The organism is Rhizobium binxianense (assembly GCF_028994275.1).
Taxonomy (GTDB): domain Bacteria; phylum Pseudomonadota; class Alphaproteobacteria; order Rhizobiales; family Rhizobiaceae; genus Rhizobium; species Rhizobium binxianense.
The window spans coordinates 2,271,202-2,285,945 of the sequence record NZ_CP118713.1 but is presented as its reverse complement, the minus strand read 5'-3'; the positions used below and the strand labels follow the sequence as shown (position 1 = coordinate 2,285,945).

14 protein-coding genes and 2 pseudogenes are annotated in these 14,744 nt (G+C 61.6%); 11 read left to right on the top strand and 5 right to left on the bottom strand.

Features of this window, described 5'->3' with window-relative positions:
- Positions 1-71 precede the first annotated feature (71 nt).
- Positions 72-1,370, top strand: a complete 1,299-nt coding sequence (locus PO860_RS11410; protein WP_273883877.1) for an epoxide hydrolase family protein — start codon at positions 72-74, stop codon at positions 1,368-1,370.
- Between the two features lie 43 nt (positions 1,371-1,413).
- On the opposite strand, the gene PO860_RS11405 is transcribed toward PO860_RS11410, so the two are convergent.
- The 3 genes from PO860_RS11405 to PO860_RS11395 all read right to left on the bottom strand — a co-directional run bounded on the left by PO860_RS11405 (position 1,414) and on the right by PO860_RS11395 (position 3,527).
- Positions 1,414-1,824, bottom strand: a complete 411-nt coding sequence (locus PO860_RS11405; protein WP_273881014.1) for an NUDIX hydrolase — start codon at positions 1,822-1,824, stop codon at positions 1,414-1,416.
- 27 nt (positions 1,825-1,851) lie between these two features.
- The gene (locus tag PO860_RS11400) at positions 1,852-2,355 is read right to left on the bottom strand and encodes a MarR family winged helix-turn-helix transcriptional regulator (protein WP_273880938.1); all 504 of its coding nucleotides are present in this window, start codon (positions 2,353-2,355) and stop codon (positions 1,852-1,854) included.
- Between the two features lie 116 nt (positions 2,356-2,471).
- Positions 2,472-3,527, bottom strand: a complete 1,056-nt coding sequence (locus PO860_RS11395) for a GlxA family transcriptional regulator (protein WP_273883876.1) — start codon at positions 3,525-3,527, stop codon at positions 2,472-2,474.
- 162 nt (positions 3,528-3,689) lie between these two features.
- Here PO860_RS11395 and PO860_RS11390 point away from each other — a divergent pair, with 162 nt between their 5' ends.
- The 6 genes from PO860_RS11390 to PO860_RS11365 all read left to right on the top strand — a co-directional run bounded on the left by PO860_RS11390 (position 3,690) and on the right by PO860_RS11365 (position 9,296).
- The gene (locus tag PO860_RS11390) at positions 3,690-4,568 is read left to right on the top strand and encodes an ABC transporter substrate-binding protein (protein WP_183606950.1); all 879 of its coding nucleotides are present in this window, start codon (positions 3,690-3,692) and stop codon (positions 4,566-4,568) included.
- A 183-nt stretch (positions 4,569-4,751) separates the two neighbouring features.
- Positions 4,752-5,504, top strand: coding sequence for an amino acid ABC transporter ATP-binding protein (locus tag PO860_RS11385; protein WP_273883875.1), 753 nt, complete (start codon positions 4,752-4,754; stop codon positions 5,502-5,504).
- Positions 5,505-5,511: 7 nt separating this feature from the next.
- On the top strand, positions 5,512-6,171 hold the full coding sequence (locus tag PO860_RS11380; RefSeq protein ID WP_183606952.1) for an amino acid ABC transporter permease: 660 nt from the start codon (positions 5,512-5,514) through the stop codon (positions 6,169-6,171).
- On the top strand, positions 6,168-6,830 hold the full coding sequence (locus tag PO860_RS11375) for an amino acid ABC transporter permease (RefSeq protein ID WP_273883874.1): 663 nt from the start codon (positions 6,168-6,170) through the stop codon (positions 6,828-6,830). The genes PO860_RS11380 and PO860_RS11375 overlap by 4 nt, the downstream gene beginning before the upstream one ends.
- Before the next feature lie 23 nt (positions 6,831-6,853).
- Complete coding sequence (locus PO860_RS11370) at positions 6,854-8,083, top strand: Atu1372/SO_1960 family protein (RefSeq protein WP_273883872.1); 1,230 nt, start codon at positions 6,854-6,856, stop codon at positions 8,081-8,083.
- A gap of 1 nt (position 8,084) precedes the next feature.
- Entirely contained in the window at positions 8,085-9,296 is a 1,212-nt protein-coding gene (locus PO860_RS11365; protein WP_275038326.1) for an FAD-dependent oxidoreductase, read from the top strand.
- Between the two features lie 153 nt (positions 9,297-9,449).
- Here the strand turns inward: PO860_RS11365 and PO860_RS11360 are convergent.
- Positions 9,450-10,221, bottom strand: a pseudogene (locus tag PO860_RS11360) (siderophore-interacting protein).
- A 326-nt stretch (positions 10,222-10,547) separates the two neighbouring features.
- Between PO860_RS11360 and PO860_RS11355 the strand changes: the two are divergent.
- The 4 genes and pseudogenes from PO860_RS11355 to PO860_RS11340 all read left to right on the top strand — a co-directional run bounded on the left by PO860_RS11355 (position 10,548) and on the right by PO860_RS11340 (position 13,706).
- Positions 10,548-10,853: a hypothetical protein gene (locus PO860_RS11355; RefSeq protein WP_275038361.1), complete on the top strand. Its 306-nt coding sequence runs from the start codon at positions 10,548-10,550 to the stop codon at positions 10,851-10,853.
- 140 nt (positions 10,854-10,993) lie between these two features.
- On the top strand, positions 10,994-11,776 hold the full coding sequence (locus tag PO860_RS11350) for an alpha/beta fold hydrolase (RefSeq protein WP_275038325.1): 783 nt from the start codon (positions 10,994-10,996) through the stop codon (positions 11,774-11,776).
- Between the two features lie 246 nt (positions 11,777-12,022).
- Entirely contained in the window at positions 12,023-12,982 is a 960-nt protein-coding gene (locus PO860_RS11345) for an acetylxylan esterase (RefSeq protein ID WP_275038324.1), read from the top strand.
- Positions 12,979-13,706: pseudogene (locus tag PO860_RS11340) on the top strand (esterase family protein). Before PO860_RS11345 ends, PO860_RS11340 begins: the two are co-directional and overlap by 4 nt.
- Positions 13,707-13,722: 16 nt before the next feature.
- Here PO860_RS11340 and PO860_RS11335 read toward each other — a convergent pair.
- Entirely contained in the window at positions 13,723-14,715 is a 993-nt protein-coding gene (locus PO860_RS11335; protein WP_183606960.1) for a dihydroxyacetone kinase subunit DhaK, read from the bottom strand.
- Between the last annotated feature and the right edge of the window lie 29 nt (positions 14,716-14,744).

The window sequence follows — 14,744 nt, the reverse complement described above, 5'->3', positions numbered from 1 at the left end:
GACCTGCCCTAACAACGAGGTCGGCCAGTCCCCTCGTCCCATTCAACAGATCGAACGGAGAGGAGAGCGTCATGTCACCGACATCCCTATCATCGCCTACAAGGCGCGAGCTGCTTGCGGCGACGGCCGCCGCCGGGGCCGTCAGCCTGCTTGCTGCGGCGGGCGGCGCGCAGGCGAACGGCGATGCGATCAGCCCCTTCAGCGTCAACTTCCCCCAAGAGCAGCTGGACGACCTGCGCCGGCGCGTGGCGGCGACCCGTTGGCCCGATAAGGAGACGGTCACGGACGACACGCAGGGCGTGCGGCTCGCGACGATCCAGAAGCTGGCGAACCACTGGGCGGCGGATTACGACTGGCGCAAAATGGAGGCGCGGCTCAATGCTTTGCCGCAATTCGTCACCGAGATCGACGGGTTGGATATTCATTTCATCCACGTCCGCTCGAAGCACAACAATGCGTTGCCCTTGATCGTCACCCATGGCTGGCCGGGATCGATCGTCGAGCAGCTGAAGATCATCGAGCCGCTCACCGATCCGACCGCGCATGGCGGGAGCGAAGCGGACGCGTTTGACGTGGTGATCCCGTCGCTGCCGGGTTACGGTTTCTCCGGCAAGCCGACGGCGCCGGGGTGGAATCCTCCTCGCATCGCACGCGCCTGGGCGACGCTGATGCAGCGCCTCGGCTACACGAAATTCGTGGCGCAGGGCGGCGACTGGGGCAACGCGGTCACCGAGCTGATGGCTCTGCAGGAGCCGCCGGGATTGCTCGGCATCCACACGAACATGGCGGCCACGGTTCCGGCCGATATCGCCAAGGCGCTCGGTTCCGGCGGGCCGCCGCCCGCGGGTCTTTCGCCAGAGGAAAAGCAAGCCTGGGACCAGCTCGACGACTTCTACAAGAACGGGCTCGGCTATGCCATCGAGATGAACAACCGGCCGCAGACGCTCTACGGGATCGTCGACTCGCCGGTCGGCCTGGCGGCATGGATGCTCGACCACGACATTCGCAGCTACCAGATGATCGCCCGCGTTTTTGATGGAAAACCGGAAGGGCTGACGCAGGACGACATCCTCGACAACGTCACGCTCTACTGGCTGACGAATACCGCAATCTCCTCGGCGCGACTCTACTGGGACAACGCGCATTTCCCGTCGGGAGGCTTCTTCGATCCCAGGGGCGTGAAGATCCCGGCTGCCGTGAGCGTTTTTCCCGACGAGATCTATGCGGCGCCGCGCAGCTGGGCGGAGAAGGCCTATCCGAAGCTCATTCACTACAACAGGCTCGAGAAGGGTGGTCACTTTGCCGCCTGGGAACAGCCCATGGCCATGACGGCTGAGCTCAGGACGGCGTTCCGGACCTTACGCCAGTAAGGCAAAGCTGCGTTGTGCGGAATCGGCTTCGTGCGACGCGGTTTCAGTCTTTGCTGCCCTGCGAGGCAAGGTTTGCGAGTATTTTGCTGAGCTGCGGCAATGCCAACTCGGTTTCGCATTCTATCTCGGCGGCGGTAAACCATCGCAGTGAGGTGTGTTCATCATCGACAAGCCTTGGGACACCATGCCAGCGGTCTACGATATAGACATGGAAGGTGGCGGATGCCCCGGGCGGGCCTTCCGACCGGAACTTTGCGGCCAACTGCCAGTGCTGTCGCGTTACGCCGATTTCTTCCAGCAATTCCCGGCGCATTGCCGTCTCGGCATCTTCGCCGTCTTCGACATGGCCGCCCGGCAGGCTCCAACGATCGGGGTGCGTCCGGCGCTGCGAATTTCGCCTGGCCAGAAGGACGGTCCCATTCCCGATCAGGGCGCCTATTGCGATTTCGGGCATGTCACCAGGCGCTGACATGTGCCGCGATCACGATTTTGCCGGTTCGACCGGCGCCCGCAACAGGTTGTCGCGCAGCCGCGTCACCGATTGTTGTACGACGGGAAAGTCTTCGCCGAGACCGGTGGCGGTGATCAGCTCGGAGCTGGGATCGGTTTCGAGGAGATCGCGTCCCGCCGTCGTCAGGCTCACGCGCACCTGCCGTTCATCGGCGGGATCGCGATGGCGGGTGATAAAGCCGACCGACTCCAGCTTCTTGAGAATCGGCGTCAGCGTGTTGGATTCGAGGAACAATTTTTCCCCCAGCATGCCGACCGTTTGGTCGTCCTCCTCGGAGAGGGCCACAATGGCGATATACTGGGTATAGGTCAGGCCAAGCTCATCCAGGATCGGCTTATAGGCGCGGCCGAAGGCGAGATTTGCCGAATAGACCGCGAAGCACAGGAAATTCGAAAGTTTCCTGCCTTCCTTGCCCGCTGGCGAGGAAGTGGGCGCAGGCATATCCGGCCCCTTAGCTGCTTTAGATGTCGGCATCGGTCCATCCTGTCGAAGCTTTCTGACGATGATCTCTATATAAATCGCATCCGATTAAATCGCAATAGCGTCGAAGTCGGTTTTCGATCCTGCCGTTTGTGGTGACTCGACAAAGATCAGCGGAAACTCCTGGGAGGCTTCCCATACTTCTTGCGAAAAGCGGTCGCGAAATGGGCGGAGTCGGAGAATCCGATTTCAAAGGCGATCGCCGTCATGGGCAGTGTGCTGTTTTCGACCAGAAACCGGCCATAGCGCAATCTCGTCTCGACGATAAAGCGCTTCGGAGTCATGCCGATATTGTCCTGGAACAGACGCGCGAACTGGCGTGGTGACAGGCCGACCAGAGAGGCCACCTGTTCCGGTGAGACGTCGCGACCCTTCCGACTCTCGATGAGCACGACGGCTCGCTGTATGCGCGAATCTTCTGTGCGGCGAAATGTCGTGGCGCGGCCGTGATCGAAGGCGCTCATGTGCTTCTGCTCCGAGAGCGAAAGCTGGTGCACGGCCTTGGCCGCCCGATCCGGTCCGCAATGCGTGCGGATGAGTTCAGTCATCAGCGACAGGATCGATACGCCGCCGGGCACGGTAATGCGGCCGTTTTCGATCAGGAAGTCATCGCGCGTGGAGAAGGCAAGGCCCGGGAAGGCAATCCGGAAATCCTCCGCGTGAAAGGGATGAACGCACGCCTTGCGTCCGGCGAGCAGTCCTTCCTGCGCCAATATGAAGGCGCCGGTGCAGACGCCAATTACCGGCACACCTGCCGATGCCGCCACCCTGAGATAGTCGCGATGCTTGCTAGGTGCGGCGCGCAGATGTGGCAGGAGGCCACCGATAACCACGACGTAGTCGAAGTCGGTCGGGTTAATGTAGGGCGCATCGGCGTGAACCCGGATGCCGCAGCTGGCGACCGCCGCATGGCCCGGAGCCCCCATGATCGACCAGCGACAATGCAGTGGACGGGAATTGTCGGCAAAGTCCGCCGCATGCCTGAGAGGCTCGACGATACCCGTCAGCGACATCATCGGGAAGGTCGGCCAGAGGAGAATGCCGACAGAGAGATCGGCCTTTCGGTCGCGTGCGACCAGAAGCCGCTCGGCCCAAAGATCGTCGAGCCAGCGCACATAGTCCGGCTCGTTGGCAGATATTTCGGAAGGTTCCTCGGATGTGATCATGGCGCACGGCAATGATAGAACAACCATGTCCTTTTTTCAAAGAAAATGTCTGATTTATAAAATTCAGCGGCAGTCTTCAGTGTCAAGTTTGCTCTCGTCGAACGCGACATCCGGGGACAGAAACCACCGGACCGGGGAACCAACAAATCAAGGATCAGAACAATGGCACTTTCTCTTTCGAGAAGGATGGTGACGTGCGCTCTGCTGGCAGGCAGCTTCATGTCCCTTTCATCTATCGCCAATGCTTTCGAACTTGCCGAGCAGGGCAAGCTGACGGTTGCCTTCACCGGCGACATGCCCGGCTCCGGCTGGCAGGACGGGAAGCTGGTAGGCTATGACGGTGAAATCATGCAGCGCATTGCCGACAAGCTCGGCCTCAAGATTCAGCCTGCGCTCATGGAATGGTCGGGTACGATCGCCTCCGTTCAGTCGGGCCGCGTCGACGTCATGCTCGGCACCATGGGCTGGACCGAAAAACGTACGAAAATCATGACTCTGTCCGAGCCGATCCACTACTTCAAGAACGGCATCATGCAATCGACGAAGACGAGCTGGGACAAGCTTTCCGACCTGGAAGGCAAGAAGATCGGTACGATCACCGGCTTTTCGTTCATTCCGGAATTGAAGAGCATCAAAGATCTCCAGCTCTCGCTCTACGACACTTCCGATGCGGCTGTGCGCGATCTTATCGCCGGGCGCATCGACGCTGTCATCGGCGATCCGCCGGTGATCTCCTACGCCATCAAGCAGAACCCCGATTGGAATATGCACTTCCTCGCCTTCACCGATAACAGTCCGGATTTTCCGCTGCTGACCGGTCTCGGCCAGGTCGTCTATGGCCTCAACCAGAAGAACGACGATCTGCGCCAGAAGATGGACGCCATCATCGCCGACATGTGGAAGACCTGCGAGATGAAGGAAATCGGCGCCCGCTACGGATTGTCGTCGGATGTCTGGTTCAAGCCCGTGGGTCAAAACTTCCGCGCCGGCGTCGATCGCCCCGCAGATTACAAGCTGCCGTCCTGCGCAGCTGGCGGCTGAACGGCGGTGTGGACGGAAGCTGCAATCGGCGGCTTTCGTCCACCCTCTTCGCCTACTGCATAATTCCTTCAATCGGAATCGATTTCAGGAGAAAATTATGCAGCAATTCAAAGTGCTACAGCGTCCTTGGCGCGTCTGAAAAGACGCGCGGCGCTGTAGATATGATCACATAAGGAAACGGCGATGAACGCGCTTCTCAGCGTTGCAGGCCTGCGCAAGAGCTATGGTCCTATCGAAGTTCTCAAAGGCATCGATTTCGATGTCGCGCCGGGTGAGAAGATTGCCCTGATCGGTCCGTCCGGCTCCGGGAAATCCACCTGTCTGCGCTGCATGAATTTTCTGGAAAAGCCCAGTGCCGGCGAGATCCGCCTCGATGGCGAGCGGATCGGCGTGCGCAACGGCCAGGTTATGAGCGACCGGCAACTTGCACCGCAGCGCGCCGAGATGGGCATGGTCTTCCAGCTCTTCAATCTCTGGCCGCATCTATCGGTGACGGAAAACGTGGCGATCGCGGCGCGCAAGGTGCGCGGTCTGCCTGCTGCCGAGGCCCGCGAACTGGCTTTGGAGATGTTGGCCAAAGTCCATATGACACACCGCGCCGACGCCTCGCCGCTCGAGCTGTCCGGCGGCCAGCAGCAACGTGTCGCGATTGCGCGAGCGCTTGCCCAGAAGCCAAAGCTCATGCTGTTCGACGAGCCGACATCCGCACTCGATCCCGAACTGGTCCAGGAGGTTCTGAAAGTGATGGAGGAGTTGGCGGCCGAAGGACGCACGATGCTGATCGTCACGCACGAGATCGCGTTTGCGCGCGACATTGCCGACCGCGTCCTGTTTCTTGACGGCGGCACCATCGTCGAAACCGGGCCGGCACGCCAGGTCATAACCGCACCCCGCGAAGCGCGCACGCAAGCGTTTCTCAACAAGATCCGGCACTAGGCGCGTCATGACCGGATTTTCCCTATTCTTCTCGGTCGTCGAGGGGCTCGTCGCCGGGCTTGGCGTAACCGTTTTCGTCACGGTCGCCTCACTGGCGCTCGCAGCCGCTTTCGGGTTCCTTCTCGCCCTGCTCAGGCAATTTGCCGGGATCAAATTCATCGATCTGGCGATCGATGCCTGCTGCGAGATTCTCTGCAATGTGCCGGCCTTGACGCATCTGTTCATCCTCTATTTCGGGCTTGCCAGCCTCGGCGTGAAATTGACGTCGATCACGGCGGCCATCCTCGGCCTCGGGCTCATCGGCGCGGCGATCACCTGCGCAATCTTTCGCGCCGGTTTCGCCGCGCTGCCGGGTGGGCAGGCGGAGGCGGCGCTTGCCGCAGGGCTGACCCCGCTCCAGACGATCTTTGAGATCCTGACGCCGCAGGCCATGCGGATAGCGCTTCCAGGGCTCGGGAACTACGCGGTGCAGCTTCTCAAGGATACATCCGTCGTCTCGGCCATTGCGGCGCCGGAAATCATGTTCTTTGCCCGTTCAATGGTGACGTCGTCCTTCCAGACAACAATGATCTACGCGACGGCGGCGGCACTCTACCTGTTGCTGAGCTTGCCATTGATGCAGGCAACGCGGTTCCTCGAAAGACGTTACGGGAGATTGAAAGGATGAGCGCTTTTCTAGCGCCCTATGGCGATTATGGTGTCGAATGGCTGCCTCTGCTGCTGCGGGCGATGGTGAATACGGCCCTGCTTTCCGTTTGTGCCTTTGCCCTGGCATTCGTTTTTGGCCTGCTGCTGTCGCTCTGCCAGAAATCCAGTTTCGCGGCGCTAAGGTATCTTGCGGCCCTTTACGTGACGATCGTGCGTGGCGTGCCGCTGCTGGCGGTTCTGTTTCTGCTTTATTTCGGCTTGCCGGGTATCGGAATCGTCTTTGATGCTTTCGGCGCGGCGATTGCAGGCCTGGCGTTGTGTTTCGCGGCTCAGGTCGCAGAGCTTTTCCGCGCCGGCCTGAAGGCTATACCGGCCGGCCAAAGCGAGGCAGCGTTGGCTGCGGGCTTCACCCCGGCCCAGAGCTTCGTCCTGATCATCCTGCCGCAGGTCGCGCGTGTCATTCTGGCGCCGATGATCATCACCTTCGTCTCGTTGCTCAAGGATTCTTCTCTCGCTTCGCTGATTACCGTCAACGAACTGGTCCTCACCGGGCGGTCAATGGCGACCGAGTATTTCCTGCCCTTGCAAATCTACATTGCCGTCGGCCTCTGCTATTTCGCGATAGCCTGGCCTTTCTCGGTCCTCGCGCGCCGGCTAGCCCTTCCGGCCGCCCGCTAACTCGTCATCACAAGGCCAAGACCATGACCATTGAAACGACCGTTGCCACGGGCAACGCACGTCGGCATGCAACGCAATCGCATGAACCGCGTTGGCCGGTGATCCTCATGACGCCCGATGTTAGCGAGGCGCCTGATGCGCCGACCGAAACGGAGTATGTGGTGCGTGCCAACTATGCGGACGCCATAGCCGAGGCCGGGGGAATTCCGTTGATCCTGCCTTACAACACCGAGAACCTGGCATCGGCGTTGGCGCTCGCCGATGGGATCGTCCTCACCGGTGCGCGGCCGGGGACTGAGGTGACAGGCGCGCGCAGACAGTTCGAAATTCAGCTGGTCGAGCAGGCCTTGAAAACGGGCAAGCCGCTTCTTGGCATATGCCACGGCATGCAACTGATCGGTGAATGCCTTGGAGGCAAATTTCAAACCGAACTGCCGGCCGCCGCCGTATCCCACATCCCGCAAGATATCCCCGACGTTTTGGCGCACGAGATCATCGTCGAGCCGGGCAGCGTGCTGACCGATTGGGTGGGGAAGGGGCCGGCACGCGTCAATAGCCTGCACCGCCATGCGTTGGCTGGCTACGGGCGCTTCCGTATCGCTGCAAGGGCGCCGGACGGCACTATCGAAGCATTCGAAGGGGAGACGGACGGCTTTTGCCTCGGTATCCAGTGGCACCCTGAATACCGGTTGACCGAACTCGACAGGAATATCATAGCGGCCTTCGTCGACCGCAGCGCAGAAGCGGCGGTCCGCAAGGCACGCGATGCTTCATCGGCTGGAAGCGATCGCGTACGCCAACGGCTGGCACAGCTCGAGCTTGCTCTGCCGGAAGCATCCTCGCCGCCAGGTGCATTTTCCGGGGCTGTGCGGACCGGCAATGTCATCACCGTTTCCGGTCAGGTGCCGCTGAAGGACGGCGTAGTGCTGCAGACCGGACACCTCGGAGCGGACGTCTCCATCGAAGAGGGGCGAGAATGCGCGCGCTGGGCGCTTCTCAATGCGCTTGCGCAGCTGGAGGGGGCTGCGGGCGGCTTTGACAACATTCTGGGCTTCGTCCGGCTGGCGGGCTATGTCGCGGCGGATGCTGCTTTCGAGCGCCACGGCGCCGTCGTCGATGGCGCTTCGGAACTGCTCCGAGAGCTTTTCCCGGATCGATGGGCGCATGCCCGTATCGCGATCGGCGTAACGTCCCTGCCGCGCGGGGTTCCCGTTGAGGTCGAGTTGGCGGCCGTCGTCGGCGACGAGGCTTGAGATGGCGCGCGTTGCGGTGATCGGCGCCGGCGTCATCGGCGTATCGTCGGCCTATCTTCTGGCCCGGGCGGGGCATGATGTGACACTTATCGATGCGGCAAGTGAGCCGGGCATGGGGGCGAGTGCCGGCAACGCCGCGCAGCTGTCCTGGGCCTATGGTGATGCTATGGCATCACCAGCCCTGCTGAAGCATCTGCCTGCCATTGCGATGGGCCGCGATCCGGCCTTCCGCATCCAGTGGCAACTCGACCGGGACTTTCTCTGCTGGGGCCTGAAATTTATTGCCAATGCCCCGTTCAGATGTTGGTGGAACAATACGCAGGACATCCTGCGCCTTGCCGAACAATCCCGTCACGAGCTCGCAATCCTGCTGAAGGAAACCGATGTCGAATTCGATTACCGTGTCGCCGGAAAACTGCATCTCTACGCCGATCGGCAAAGTTTTGCTGCCGCCGATTCCGGTGTCGCGCGCAAGAACGCCCTTGGCTTCGAACAGCGCCTGCTGACGCGGGTGGAGGCGGAAGAGATCGAACCTGCGCTCGCCGCGTATCAGGGAGAGATTGCCGGGGCCGTTTACACTCCAAGTGATGCCCTCGGGGATGCGGCCGGATATTGCCGCCAGCTCACCGCCTGGATGATCGAGCGCCGGCAGGTGTCGGTGCTTTTCGGCAGGAAGGTCTCGAGCTTCGTCCAAACGGGAGGCGTGCTGACAGGATTGAGGTTCGAGGACCGCGACGAGCTTCGCGTCGACGCAGCCATAGTTGCCGCAGGACCGCAGATCGGTTCCCTCATATCCGATTTGCCTGAGGCCCGGGACATACGCCCCGTGAGAGGCTACTCGCTCACCATTCCGAGAACTGGCCTAGCACCCAGTATCAGCCTGACGGACGTCAAGCGAAAGCTTGCCTTTGCAGCCATCGGCGACCGTTTTCGTGTCGCCGGACTGGCAGACATCGAGCGTCCCGGGGCCGGTTTTGATGCCAGACGTTTCGACACGCTCAAGCTGGCCGCGTCTGCAGTGCTGCCCGACCTTTTCGAGCGATCGGACGAACTGATGAGATGGTCGGGCGAGAGGCCTATGACTCCGACCTCCAAGCCCATTATCGCCGCCTCCCGACGCATCAAAGGTCTCTACATCAATGCCGGTCACGGCATGTTGGGATGGACGCTCGCATTGGGCTCTGCCCGCCGCGTGGTCGATCTCTTTCAATAGGTCGGTGGCTGGCGTCCGGTGTGTTCCGGCAGACGTGGGACTTCGCTCAATTCATACACTTCATGTCCGCCTGATCGTTCCGGATCATAAAAATCCGGAACGAAGTGTCAGATCTCTCGTCGGCAAATGGAATCTCGAATGTGGATTGACCCCTCAGCCGAATTTTTCCGTCGTATCGGCCTTGCCGAATACCCAGTAGCCGGATGCCTTGATCCAGCTCAGCGGATAGCCTCGTTCAAGCAAATGGGCGCGGACAGCGCGTGTCACTGAGGCCTCCGCCGCGACCCAGACGAAGGTCTCCGGCTGGATATCGACTGTGCTCAACAGCTTCAGCAGCGCTGCGGCATCGATTGCCTGCGAGAGAGGTCGGTGTGCCCAGCGGGACATCAAGTTCGGCACGGGTGTCGAAGCTCTGCTCGTCCTGCGGGCCGGCGACGGCGGCGATGGTGGTGATGACGGTTCCGGCACCGCTCTCCTCGATGCGCCGACCGATCGCCGGCAGCGCCGTTTCATCGCCGATCAGCAGCCAGCGTTTGACCGTCGGCGAAACTACGGCGGAGCCTCTGGGGCCGCCGATATCGAGCCTGTCGCCGAGGCGCGCGCCGATCGCCCATCGCGTCACCGGGCCTGCCTCGTGCAAGGCGAAGTCGATGGTCAATCTCCGCTCGGCATTGTCGTAGCGGCGCGGGGTGTAGTCACGGCGTTCTTCGTCGCCATCGGCACCGGGAATGAAGATCTTGATGTGGTCGTCGGGCGCCAGGCTGGTGAAATCGGCAAGATCGTCGCCGGCCAAACTGATACGGCGCATGCCGGGGGTGATATCGACGACGCTTTCGACCGAGAGCGTGCGCCGCCGGGTGTCGTGGCGGACCCGTTCGATGGCGGGGGCAGGTGAAACCTGTTCTTTGAAGTGATTGTTATCCATGTATCCTCAGGAACTTGAAAGCTCGATCCGCAGGACACAGTCGCGCAGATCGAAGCCGCAAAGCCGTTCGATCATACGCGTTGAGTGACGTTAACGCTTACGTGGCCGGGTGACCCGACCATTGAGGTTTGATGTAACCGACGATGGCGGCATGTGCAACCGTGGGGGAACGGACAATGGCGATGATTGCCAAAGTTTAACTTTCCGGTGCGGTTTCGATCGGGCAATGATCGGCCGATCGACGGCCAGCAAAGATGACAGGTTGAAGCTAATTTCCGACACTTTCCCGATCAAAGCTCCGCTCCGTCGAGCGCTTGGAAAGTGTGATGTCGGGCATTCTTATCGCCACTTTGTTGGCAACGGTTTCAGCAAAGATTCCCGCCGGGTTTTCCAGCGGTGACCTGCTTTATTCCGATTGCAGCGGTTCGCGGCAATTTGTCGTCGGATACGTAGCCGGTTGGTTCGATAAATGGAACAGGGACGAGTATCTGGCCCGCAAGTCACGCCAGCTTGCCGGCTTCGATGAAGCGGCTAAGCGAGGTGACTTTCTGGATATCGGGAATAGATATATCTTCAGCAGGCGGGCTTGCGCATTGGCAGGCCGCTGCAATGCCGAATTGAAATACGCATGAGAGCTCGCGTAACGCCGGGTGGGATCAGCCGCCCGACACAGCGTCATAGACCCACCGATTTTCAGCGGCGCGGGAGCTCCGGCCTCGAGCCAGCATGCTTTCGATCCTTCAATGCTCTCCATTCGGAAGGAAACCAGATCATGATGATCAACAGACGCGCTTTCTCGGCTGCCCTCGTTGCCGGCGCCGCCGCCTCTCTACTAACCACCCGCGGCATCGCCGCGACATCAGCTCCCGTCAAAGCACGCAATATCGTGCTGGCGCATGGGCTGTTTGCCGACGGTTCGTGCTGGACCGAGGTGATCACGCGCCTGCAGGCGGCCGGGCTGAACGCCACGGCGGTGCAGAACCCGCTGACGACATTGCCCGAGGCCGTCGCTTCGGTAAAGCGGGTGCTCGATCGGCAGGATGGCCCGACGGTTCTGGTCGGGCATTCGTTTTCCGGCATGATGGTCACGGAGGCCGGCGTGCATCCCAACGTTTCGGCGCTCGTCTATGTCGCTGCGCGGGCACCGGATGCGGGTGAGGATTATACCGCTCTTGCCAAGACCTTCCCAACGCCGCCTGCGTCCGCCGGCATCGTCTTCGATGGCGACGAGGGGCGTCTGAGCGAAGCGGCTTTCCTGCGTGATTTCGCCGGCGACCTGCCGGAGGCGAGGGCGAAAGTGCTCTATGCCGTGCAGCAACCGTTCCAGAAGCCGCTGCTGACCGGCAAGACCACCGCGGCTGCCTGGCGTTCGAAGCCGAGCTGGTATGCCGTCTCGACGGAGGATCGGACGATCGATCCCGATCTCGAACGCTTCATGGCCAAGCGCATGGGCGCAAAGACGATAGAGCTGAAGGCCAGCCACCTCTCGCTGATTTCCCATCCCGACGAGATCACCCGGCTGATCCTCGAAGCGGCGGGGCAGAACGCGGACTGAGCCGGGGCGGTGAAGCCGTTGCGCTGAGCGATCGGCGGCTTGTTTCGGCAACGGGCCGGTTGGCCGAACATGAACCTTGCCAGCCTACGCGGCCGCGGGGTCTGTCGGCGCTTTCCGGCGCCCGTGAGCATTGTTGACGCCGGCAGGCGCGCAAGTCGCTGTCGAGTCTTGGCGCGTGACGGGCGGCTTTTGCCCGTGGTGCAGCCAGAGCCTTGCGCAACCGACCGTTTCACGGGACAAAGCCGGATGAGCATTCCGACGACACATCCCTTCGATTTCGATCCGACCTACGGCATGCGGCTCGAAGAGCTTCTGGCGATCGGGCCGCCGGAGGAGCCTGACGGTTTCGACGCGTTCTGGGGCGCGCGGTATCGCAAGGCGTTGACGATTGATCCGCAGCCGGTGCTTTCCCGCAGCGAACTCACCCATCCCGATTGGCACGTGCTCGACCTCGTCTATCTCTCCACGGATGCGTTCCGGATCGGCGGCTGGCTGCTTCTGCCGCGCGGGCAGGAGGTGAGGCGCGGTCGCGTCGTCGGGCATGGTTACGGCGGGCGCGATCGGCCTGAATTCGATTTGCCGGTCAAGGAAACAGCAGTGCTTTTTCCCTGCTGTCGCGGGCTGTCGCGCAGCGCTCATCCGCCGATTTCCGAGAATCCCTCCTGGCATGTGCTGCACGATATCGATAAGCCGGAGGCCTATATCATTGGCGGCTGCGTCGAAGATATCTGGCTGGCCGTCTCGACGCTCGTCGCGTTCTATCCCTGGCTTTCTGGGCATATCGGCTATAGCGGCATCAGCTTCGGCGGCGGCATCGGGGCAATGGTCATTGCCTCTGACGAGCGCATCGACCGCGGGCACCTCGCGCTGCCGAGCTTCGGCCACCAGCCGCTGCGCCTCAAGCTGCCGAGCGTCGGCAGCGCGCAATCGGTGCAGCAATATCAGGCGGAGCATGGAAATGCGCTCGAGACGCTGCGCCTTTATGATGCGGCGACCGCTGCCCGCCGGATCAAGGTGCCGATGCTGACGGCCGTTGCGCTTTTCGATCCTTCGGTCGCGCCGCCCTGCCAGTTCGCTGTCGCCAATGCGATACCGAAATTTAATGAAATCTTCATCCTGGATGCAGGGCATTTCGATTACCCTGGAAGTGCTGACCAAGAGGCGGTTCTCCGCAACAAGATCGGACAATTTTTCAGGGTGCCATGAACCGCGAATATCTGCGCTGGTACAGTCAGCGGCTGCATCGAGACATGGAGATGCTCGTGTTCGGACATGCCGGCGCCAAGGTGCTGGTGTTTCCGACGCGGGAAGGGCGCTTTTTCGAATATGACAGCTCGGCCTGGTCGCGAGCCTTGCCGACAAGCTGCAGGCCGGTCATCTCCAGCTCTATTGCATCGAGGGCCTGGCCGCCGACAGCCTCTATGGCTTCCACCACCACCCGGCCGAGCGCATCCGCCGGCATGCGGCGCTGGAGGATTATATCCTCAACGAGGTGCTGCCGCTGATGGCGGCGAAGAATGCGCATGACTGCACCATCGTGCATGGATGCAGCCTCGGCGCCTTCCAGGCGGCGAGCCTCGTCTTCCGCCACCCGCATCTCTTCCGTAAGCTCGTCGCCTTTTCCGGCCGCTACGACCTGACGATGAAGGTGGAATCCTTCGGCGACTTATTCGACGGCTATTACGACGACAGCGTCTACTTCCACACGCCGACGCATTTCCTGCCCGGCCTCGGCTCCGACTGGCGGCTCGACAGGCTGCGCGAGATCGATATCGTTCTCACCATCGGTGATGCCGACCCTTTCCTCGACAACAACCGCTATCTCAGCCGGCTGCTGGGCGAGAAGAATGTCGGCCATCAGTTACATGTCTGGGACGGACGCGCCCACCGCGCCGGCGCCTGGAGGAAGATGGCAGCGCTTTACATCTGACACCCTTGGGATGCCGTCACGGCCAACGCAGTGCCGCCGTCGCCACCGGCGCGTCCCAGAGCGCGATCTCCTCGTCGGTCAGCAAGGCAAGGGTGACGGACAGCCCCTGCATGTCGAGCGAGGTGACGTAGGTTCCAACCAGCGAGCGCTCGATCGGAATGCCTCTTTCCTCGATGAAACGGCGGGCGCCGTTATAGGCGAGGTAGAGTTCGGCCGGTGGCGTGCCGCCGAGGCCGTTGACGAACAGCAAGGCTCGCATGCCCGGCGCTGCCGCGATGTCAGCGGCGATGGTTTCGCAGAGATGTCCGATGATGGCGTCGGCGGCGGCGAAGGGCTGCCTGGCATGGCCGGGCTCGCCATGGATGCCGACGCCCATTTCCATTTCGTCGGGTCCGAGCGCAAACGTCGTGCGCTCGGTCTGCGGCACCGTCACGCCGTTGAGCGCCACACCCATCGAGCGGATGCGTGTGTTCAACCCCTCGCCAAGCTGCTTCAATTCGGCAAGCGACATGCCGCGCTCGGCTGCTGCCCCCAGGAGTTTTTCGACGATCAGCGTTCCGGCGACGCCGCGCCGGCCGCGGCCTTCGCCTGTTCTCGATGTCTCGATATCGTCGCTGACGACCACCATGTCGAGGCTGTGGCGGTTGCCGGCCATCTCGATCGCCATTTCGAAATTCATCAGGTCGCCGTCGTAGTTCTTGACCACGAGCAGGCAGCCGACGCCGGTATCGGCCTCCTCGATGGCGGCGATGATCTGGCTCGGTGTCGGCGAGGTGAAGATATGGCCGACACAGGCGGCATCCAGCATGCCGTGGCCGACGAAGCCGATATGCATCGGTTCGTGGCCGGCGCCGCCGCCTGATATCAGCGCCACCTTGCCTGGGGTGAGATGGCGGCGGCGGATGGATTTGCGCTCGGCCCCGAACACCACGAAGGCCTCATGGGCGCGCACGAAGCCTTCGACGCTTTCGGCGACCATGGTTTCCGCAGTGTTCATGAACTTCTTCATCAAGCCCCTCCCAAGGCCAAAAGCATTAC

What these genes read in the sequence shown, in the direction of transcription:
- PO860_RS11380 (WP_183606952.1), top strand. Translation starts at nt 5,512, where the DNA reads ATGACCGGATTTTCCCTATTCTTCTCGGTCGTCGAGGGGCTCGTCGCC.
- PO860_RS11370 (WP_273883872.1), top strand. Translation starts at nt 6,854, where the DNA reads ATGACCATTGAAACGACCGTTGCCACGGGCAACGCACGTCGGCATGCA.
- PO860_RS11390 (WP_183606950.1), top strand. Translation starts at nt 3,690, where the DNA reads ATGGCACTTTCTCTTTCGAGAAGGATGGTGACGTGCGCTCTGCTGGCA.
- PO860_RS11365 (WP_275038326.1), top strand. Translation starts at nt 8,085, where the DNA reads ATGGCGCGCGTTGCGGTGATCGGCGCCGGCGTCATCGGCGTATCGTCG.
- PO860_RS11400 (WP_273880938.1), bottom strand. Translation starts at nt 2,355, where the DNA reads ATGCCGACATCTAAAGCAGCTAAGGGGCCGGATATGCCTGCGCCCACT.
- PO860_RS11385 (WP_273883875.1), top strand. Translation starts at nt 4,752, where the DNA reads ATGAACGCGCTTCTCAGCGTTGCAGGCCTGCGCAAGAGCTATGGTCCT.
- PO860_RS11345 (WP_275038324.1), top strand. Translation starts at nt 12,023, where the DNA reads ATGAGCATTCCGACGACACATCCCTTCGATTTCGATCCGACCTACGGC.
- PO860_RS11350 (WP_275038325.1), top strand. Translation starts at nt 10,994, where the DNA reads ATGATGATCAACAGACGCGCTTTCTCGGCTGCCCTCGTTGCCGGCGCC.
- PO860_RS11395 (WP_273883876.1), bottom strand. Translation starts at nt 3,527, where the DNA reads ATGATCACATCCGAGGAACCTTCCGAAATATCTGCCAACGAGCCGGAC.
- PO860_RS11335 (WP_183606960.1), bottom strand. Translation starts at nt 14,715, where the DNA reads ATGAAGAAGTTCATGAACACTGCGGAAACCATGGTCGCCGAAAGCGTC.
- PO860_RS11410 (WP_273883877.1), top strand. Translation starts at nt 72, where the DNA reads ATGTCACCGACATCCCTATCATCGCCTACAAGGCGCGAGCTGCTTGCG.
- PO860_RS11355 (WP_275038361.1), top strand. Translation starts at nt 10,548, where the DNA reads ATGTCGGGCATTCTTATCGCCACTTTGTTGGCAACGGTTTCAGCAAAG.
- PO860_RS11375 (WP_273883874.1), top strand. Translation starts at nt 6,168, where the DNA reads ATGAGCGCTTTTCTAGCGCCCTATGGCGATTATGGTGTCGAATGGCTG.
- PO860_RS11405 (WP_273881014.1), bottom strand. Translation starts at nt 1,824, where the DNA reads ATGCCCGAAATCGCAATAGGCGCCCTGATCGGGAATGGGACCGTCCTT.